Annotated in this window: 2 protein-coding genes; both read right to left on the bottom strand. The window is 70.9% G+C overall.

Features of this window, described 5'->3' with window-relative positions; genetic code table 11:
• A partial coding sequence (locus ACIP8W_RS31505) for a type I polyketide synthase (protein ID WP_402205818.1) occupies nucleotides 1-3523 on the bottom strand: 3523 nt, incomplete at its 3' end.
• A 44-nt stretch (nucleotides 3524-3567) separates the two neighbouring features.
• Nucleotides 3568-8157, bottom strand: a complete 4590-nt coding sequence (locus tag ACIP8W_RS31500) for a type I polyketide synthase (RefSeq protein ID WP_402205816.1) — start codon at nucleotides 8155-8157, stop codon at nucleotides 3568-3570.
• Between the last annotated feature and the right edge of the window lie 15 nt (nucleotides 8158-8172).

Below are 8172 nucleotides of genomic sequence, written 5' to 3'. Positions count from 1 at the left end.
CACCAGCACCAGCACCAGCACCAGCACCAGCCAGCAAAGCCACCGCCGACGTCTGCAACGCACCATCCAACAAAACCGGATGAATACCGAAACCACCCGCCCCGCCGACCAACTCCTCAGCCAGCATCACCTCGGCAAACAGCTCCCCACCACGACGCCACACACGCCGCAACCCCTGAAACGCCGGACCATACTCATAACCCACACCACGCAACAACTCATACAAACCATCAACCGGCACCACCTCAGCACCCACAGGCGGCCACTGCCCCAGCCCCTCCACCTCCCCCCACCGACCAACATCCGCCGCCAGCACACCCGACGCATACCCCCGCCACTCCACACCACCACCAGCAGCCTCATCCAACCGCCCATACACCACAAACGCCCGACACCCCCGCCCATCCGGCGCCTCCACCACCAACTGAACCTGAACACCCCCCTCCACCGGCAACACCAACGGAGCCTGAAGCGTCAACTCCTCCACAAAACCACAACCAACCAACCCACCCGCACACAACGCCAACTCCACAAACACCGCACCAGGCACCAACACCGAACCAAACACCGCATGATCAGCCAGCCACGGATACGCCGCCACCGACAACCGGCCACTCAACAACGTCCCACCACCACCCGCCACCTCAACCACCACACCCAACAACGGATGACCCACCACCCCCAACCCCGCCGACACCACACCACCAACACCACCACGCCCACCATCCAGCCAGAAACGTCGCCGCTGAAAGGCATACGTCGGCAACTCCACCCGACCCGCACCCGTACCCTCGAAAACCACCCGCCAGTCCACCCCGGCACCGTGCGTGTGTGCCGCGCCCAGCGACAGCAGGTAGCGGTCGAACCCGCCCTCGCCCCGGCGCAGCGTTCCGAGCACGGCGCAGTTCCCGTCGGCCGCCTCGATGCTCTCCTGCATCCCGACGGTCAACACCGGGTGCGGGCTGACCTCGATCAGCAGCCCGAAGCCCTCCTCGACCAGCGTCCGGGTGGCCACGTCGAACCGCACGGTCCGGCGCAGGTTGCGGTACCAGTACGCGGCATCCATCACGGTGGTGTCGATCCACTCGCCGGTTACGGTCGAGAAGAACGGCACCCTGGCCGGGCGCGGCGTCACCGGGGCGAGCAGTTCGAGGAGCGTGTCGCGTATCTCCTCCACGTGTGTGCTGTGCGAGGCGTAGTCCACCGGTACGATCCGTGCGCGCACCCCGTCATCCTCACAGGCCGCCACTAGTTCGTGCAGTGGTTCGACGTCGCCCGACACCACGGTCGAGTACGGCCCGTTGACCGCGGCGACGGAGATCCGGTCCTGGTAGTCCGCCAGCCGGGCCGAGGTCTCCGCCGCGGAAAGCGCCAGTGACGCCATACCACCGCGCCCGGCCAGGACCCCCAGGGCCCGGCTGCGCAGCGCGACCACGCGCGCCCCGTCCTCCAGCGACAGCGCACCGGCCACACACGCCGCCGCGATCTCGCCCTGCGAGTGTCCGACCACCGCGTCCGGACGTACCCCGTGGGACTCCCAGAGCGCTGCCAGCGACACCATCACGGCCCACAGCACGGGCTGCACCACGTCGACCTTTTCGAGGTCGGAGCCGTTCAGCACCTCGCGCAGCGACCAGTCCACGTGGGGGGAGAGCGCTTCCTCGCACTCCCGGAGACGTTCGGCGAACGCCGGTGAGCTGTCCACGAGTTCGCGTGCCATGCCGACCCATTGCGAACCCTGTCCCGGGAAGACGAACGCGGTCCTGCCGTCGCCGGCGGCACCTCGTACCAGGTGTGCGGCGGGCGTATCGGAGGCCAGCGCGTCCACGCCCCGCAGCAGCTGCGGGAGGTCGGATCCGACCACGACCGCGCGGTGCCGGTGTGACGACCGTGTGGTGGCCAGCGACCATCCCAGGTCAAGAGGGCTCGGCTCGGCGTTGGCGTTGGCGTTGGCGTTGGCAGCCACTGTGTCGTGGAGGCGTCGTGCCTGTGCGCGCAGCGCCTCGGCGGTGTGGCCGGACAGCACCCAGGGCACCGCGGGCAGCGTCCGGTCCACCGGAGCCACCGCGTCGAGCGGCTGTCCCGTATCCGTCCCGGCCGGTGTCTCCGGGGCGGGGGACCCACCCCGGGTCGGTGCGGTCGGCGCCTCCTCCAGGATGGCGTGCGCGTTGGTCCCACTGACACCGAAGCCGGAGACGCCTGCCCGGCGTGGTCGGCCGTTGCGGGCCCACGGCCGGGCGGCGGTCAGCAGGCTGACCGCGCCGGACGACCAGTCGACCTGGCTGGAAGGCCGGTCGACGTGCAACGTGGCCGGCAGTGTCTCCCGTCGCAGGGCCATGACCATCTTGATCACAGCGGCCACGCCCGCCGCCGCCTGGGTGTGCCCGATGTTCGACTTGACCGACCCCAGCCACAACGGCCGTTCCTCGGGTCGGTCCTGGCCGTAGGTGGCCAACAGCGCCTCGGCCTCGATCGGGTCGCCCAGCTTCGTACCGGTGCCGTGCGCCTCGACCACGTCCACACTGTCGGGGGTGAGCCTGGCGTTGTCCAGGGCCTGGCGGATCACATCTTCCTGGGAGGGGCCGTTCGGCGCGGTCAGTCCGTTGGAGGCACCGTCCTGGTTGACCGCGCTGCCGCGCAGCACGGCCAGTACCTCGTGGCCGTTGCGCTGGGCGTCCGACAGCCGCTCAAGGAGCAGCACGCCGACGCCCTCAGCCATCCCGGTACCGTCGGCCGCGTCCGCGAATGCCTTGCACAGGCCGTTACGGGCGAGCCCGCGCTGCCGCGAGAACTCCTGGAAGGTCCCGGGGGCGGCCATCACGGACACACCACCGGCCACGGCGAGCGAGCACTCGTCGGACCGCAGGGCCTTGGCCGCCAGGTGCAGCGCCACCAGGGACGACGAGCAGGCCGTGTCCACCGTGACGGCGGGGCCCTCCAGACCGAAGGTGTACGACAGCCGGCCCGACAGCACACTGGCCAGGTTGCCGGTGGCGAGGTAGCCCTCGACGCCGTCGGGTACGGAGCGCAGCCGGGTCGCGTAGTCCTGGTCATTGCAGCCGATGAACACACCGGTCCGGCTGCCGCGCAGGGCCGCCGGGTCCAGTCCGGCCCGTTCCCACACCTCCCAGGACGTCTCCAGCAGCAGCCGCTGCTGCGGGTCCATGGCCAGGGCCTCACGCGGCGAGATGCCGAAGAACTCGGGGTCGAACTGGGCGGCGTCGTGGATGAATCCGCCCATGCGGGTGTGCGAGGTACCCGATTGTCCGGGGTCCGGGTCGTGCAGCGACTCCAGGTCCCAACCGCGGTCGGTGGGGAACTCCGTCAGGCAGTGCCGCTCGTCGACGAGCACCTGCCACAGATCCTCGGGGCTCTGTACGCCGTCGGGGAAGCGGCAGCTCATCCCGATGATGGCGATCGGCTCGTGGTCCCGCGCCTCCACCTCGTTCAACCGTGCCCGGGTCTGGCGCAGTTCGCCCATGACCCGATTGAGGTAGTCCCGAAGTTTGTCTTCGTTGGTCATGTCGATCTCACGTTCCTTCAGTAATCGACCAGCGGACAGCCGGGTCAGAGGTTTCCGAGTTCCTTGTCGATGAGGTCGAACATCTCGTCGTCGCTGACGGGGTCCGTATCGTCACTCACCTCGCTACCGCTCGGGTCGTCGCCGCCCTGGGTGTCGGTCCATTTCCACAACAGTGACTTCAGCCGGGCCGTCACTCGGCCGCGTACCGCGTCGTCGGGGTCGGCGAGGGCTGCGAGTGCGGTCTCCAGGGTGTCCAGGTCCGCGAAGACCCCCGGTTGGGCGTCGGTGGGCTCCGGGGCCAGTTCGTCGTGGAGCAGGCGGGCGACCGCGGCGGGGGTGGGGTGGTCGAAGACCAGAGTCGCCTTCAGGCGCAGGCCAGTTGCCGCGTTCAGCCGGTTGCGGATCTGTACGGCGGCCAGCGAGTCGGCGCCGATGTCGCGGAAGGAGGTGCCCGCCTGGACCGCGGTGGAGTCCGCGTGGCCGAGCACGGCGGCCGCCTGGTTGCGTACCAAATCCAGCAGTGCCCGAGCCCGTTCCTCCCCGCCCAGTGCGGCGAGGCGCTCGGCGAGCGCCGGTGTACGGGCGTCCGCCGTCCGCGCGTCCGGGCGGGCGGAGCTGGGCACCAGATCGCGCAGGAGCGCGGGCAGGTCGCCGGAGGGGGCGAGCCGGCGCAGCTCCGCGAGGTCGAGCTTGGCGAGGACCAGCACGGCCCGGTCGAGGGTGAGCGCCCGGTCGAACAGGGCCAGCCCCTCCGTGGAGGTCAGCGCCGTCACACCACCGCGGGACATCCGGCTCAGGTCCACGTCGGACAGCCGGTCGCCCATCCCGCCGCTCTGCGCCCACAGCCCCCATGCCAGGGAGGTGGCGGGCAGGCCCGCGGCGCGGCGGCGTTGTGCCAATCCGTCGAGGAAGGCGTTGGCGGCCGCGTAGTTCGCCACACCGGGACTGCCCAGGGTGCTGGAGAGGGAGGAGAACAGCACGAACGCCGACAGGTCGAGCCCCCTGGTCAGCTCGTCCAGCAGGAGCGCGGTGTCGACCTTGGGGCGGAGTACGCGGTCGAGCCGGGCGGGTGTCAGTGCCGTCACGATGCCGTCGTCCAGTACGGCCGCCGCGTGCACCACGGCGACCAGTGGGTGCCGCTCGGGTATCGAGTCGAGTACGGCGGTGAGCGCGTCCCGGTCCGTGGCGTCGCAGGCCACGATGTCGACCACGGCACCGGTCCCGGTGAGTTCGGCGCGCAGTTCGGCCATTCCTTCCGCGGCCTCGCCTCGACGGCTGGTCAGCACCAGCCGCCTGAACCCTCGTTCGGTGACAAGGTGCCTGGCCAGCACCTGCCCCAGGCCGCCGGAGGCTCCGACGAGCAGGACCGTACCGTCGGTGTCCCACTGCCCGGCTGCCAGGGCGGCACCCTTGTCGGTGCCGGCGGGCGGTGTGGCCGGGCGGGCGAGGCGTGGTGCGGTGAACTGTCCGCCGCGTACCGCTACTTGAGGCTCGTCCAGCTCCTCCAGGCGAGAGAGAACATCGGGTACGGCATCGAGGTCGTCGACGTCCACAAGGAAGAACCGCCCCGGGTTCTCGGCCTGCGCGGAGCGCACCAGGCCCCATACGGGGGTCTGGGCCAGGTTGAGGTCACCGGCCCCGTCGGTGCCGGTCACGACCGCGCGGCGGGTGACGACCGCGAGACGGGACTCTTCGAGCCTGTCGTCGGCGAGCCAGTCCCGGATCACGTCCAGCACGCCGGCGGCTGTGGTGCGTACCGCCTGCGCGCATTCGTCTCCGGTCGCGTCGGTGGCGCCCGGATCGGCGCAGACGAAGGCGGCCAGCGCGGGTGCCGGCTGTCCGTCCGCGACGGCCCTGCGCAGCGCGTCCAGCTCGTCCCCGCTCCGCAGCACCAGCCGGTCTCCGTCGCCGCTGGTGGCCGCACGGGCCGGTGCGACGTCCGTCCATTCCACCTGGAACAGCGAGTTCTGGGTCACACCACTCGCCGCGGCGATCTGCTGCAGGGACACCGGCCGCAACACCAGTGACTCCACCGACGCCACGGGCTGTCCGGCCGCGTCCGCGATCTGGATGGTCACGGCCGAGTCCCCGACGGGGCTCACCTTCACCCGGGCCGTACCGCTGCCGGGGGTGTGGAGTGTGACCCCGGTCCAGGCGAACGGCATACGGGTACCGCCGTCGCCGTCGGTCGGGTCGCCGAGCGTCAGGGTCTGCGCGGCCGCGTCCAGCAGGATCGGGTGAAGTCCGTAGCCGGTGGTGTTCTGGCTCTCGTCGAGCGCCACCTCTGCGTACAGATCGTCGCCGTCGCGCCAGGCCGCGCGCAAGGCCCGGAAGGCGGGCCCATAGGCGTAGCCCAGGGCCGCGAGGTGGTCGTAGTGACTCTCGACCGGCAGTGGGATCGCGCCGACGGGCGGCCACACGAGCAGGCCGAAGTCGGCGGGGGCGTCGGCGGTCAGGGTGCCGCTGGCGTGGCGGACCCACGGTGTGTCCGCGGTCCGTGCGAACACCTGCACCGGGCGGCGGCCCGCTCCGTCGTCGGCGTCGAGCTGTACCTGGAGCCGGACGACGTCCGCCGCCGACACCACCAGTGGTGTGTGCAGCGTCAGTTCGTCGAGGCGGGGCAGGCCCACCTGCCGACCGGCGCGGAGCGCCATCTCGACGAAGGCGGAGACCGGCAGAAGCACAGTGCCACCGATCACATGGTCCACGAGCCAGGGGTGGGTGGCCGTCGACAGCCGACCTGTCAGCAGAACCTGTTCGCCGACGGCCGTCTCCACGGCCGCGCCCAGCAGTGGGTGCTCTGCGGGATCCAGGCCGGCCGCGGCCACGTCGGGGGTCCGGCCGCCGATGTCCGACAGCCAGTAACCACGGTGCTGGAAGGCATAGGTCGGCAGCTCCACAACGCGCGCCGGGCCGAAGACAGCGGGCCAGTCCACCGACTGCCCGTACGCGTGGACCTGGGCCAGGGAGGCGACGAACCGGGCCCAGTCCCCCTCGTCCCGCCGCAGGGTGGCTACCACTCCGGCAGCAGACGGGGCGACCGTCGCCACGCTGTCATCCAGGCCCATGGTGAGCACCGGGTGCGGGCTCACCTCGATGAACAGGTCATGACCCTGCTCCGCGAGGCTCCCCACCGCCTGGTGGAACCGTACCGGTTGACGCAGGTTGCGCAGCCAGTATTCGCCGTCCAGCTCCTCGCCCACGGCCCACTCACCGGTCACCGTGGAGAACAGCCGAACGTCACCCGCCCGGCCGGTCACACCGGACAGGGCCTCGCGGATCTGGTCGCTGACAGCCTCCACCTGGTCCGAGTGCGAGGCGTAGTCCACCGGGATACGCCGGGCCCTGATCTGCTGCTTCTCGCACCGGTCGAGGAACTCCTCGATCGCGCCGGTCTCCCCGGAGACAACAGTGCTCTCCGGTCCGTTCACCGCCGCCACCGACAGCCGGCCCTCCCCACCGGCCATGAGCTGCTCGGTCTGCTCGGCAGAGGCGAACACCGAGGCCATGGTCCCTTGTCCGGCCAGGGCCAGCAGGGCCCTGCTGCGCAGCGCGACCACACGCGCCCCGTCCTCCAGCGACAGCACACCGGCCACACACGCCGCCGCGATCTCGCCCTGGGAATGGCCCACCACAGCGGCCGGACTCACACCGCACGCGCGCCACAGCTCTGCCAGCGACACCATCACCGCCCACAGCGCCGGCTGGATGACGTCGACCCGCTCGAACGTACCGTCGCGCAACACCTCTTCGAGGTCCCAGTCCACCACCAGGGCGAGCGCCTGCCCGCAACGGGCGATCGACGCGGCGAACAGCGGGCAGCTGTCCATCAACGCGACGGCCATCCCCTCCCACTGCGATCCCTGGCCGGGGAAGACGAACACAACACTGGGCCGACGGGGCCGGGCCTGCCCCAGCACCAGCCGGGCGGACGGTTCACCGGCGGCGAGCGCCGCCAGCCCGTCCAGCATCTGTTGCCTGTCCGCACCCAGGACGACGGCCCGATCGTCCAACGCGCCGCGGGTGGTGGCCAGCGACAGGCCGATGTCGGCCAGGCTCGGCTCCGGTCGGTCACGCAGAAAGTCCCGCAGCCGTTCCGCCTGTGCCCGGAGGGCGTCCTCGCCACGGGCGGACAGCATCCACGGCACCACTGTGGCGCCGGGGACCAGCGGGGAGGCGGCACCGGTCGGACGGGGCGGGTCGGTCGGGTCGGTTGTCGGGTCGGTCCCGGGTACGGCTGCGGCTGTGGTGTCGGCGCCCGCTTCAAGGATGACGTGGGCGTTGGTGCCGCTGATACCGAAGCTGGAGACGGCGGCGCGGCGGGGTCGGCCGGTGGCGGGCCAGGGGCGGGCCTGGGTGAGCAGTTCGACCGCTCCCGCGGACCAGTCGACTTCCGGTGTGGGCTCGTCCACGTGCAGGCTGGCAGGCAGTGTGCCGTACCGCATGGCCATGATGGTCTTGATGATTCCGGCGACACCGGCGGCGGCCTGGGTATGCCCGATGTTGGATTTGATGGAGCCCAGCCACAGCGGCCGGCCCTCGGGCCGGTCCTGACCGTACGTCGCCAGCAGTGCCTGGGCCTCGATGGGGTCTCCCAGCCGGGTGCCGGTGCCGTGTGCCTCCACGAGGTCCACGTCGGCAGTGGTCAG

Origin of the sequence: Streptomyces sp. NPDC088554 (assembly GCF_044752945.1) — a bacterium.
Lineage (GTDB): Bacteria > Actinomycetota > Actinomycetes > Streptomycetales > Streptomycetaceae > Streptomyces.
This window is presented reverse-complemented; position numbering and strand designations above follow the sequence as displayed.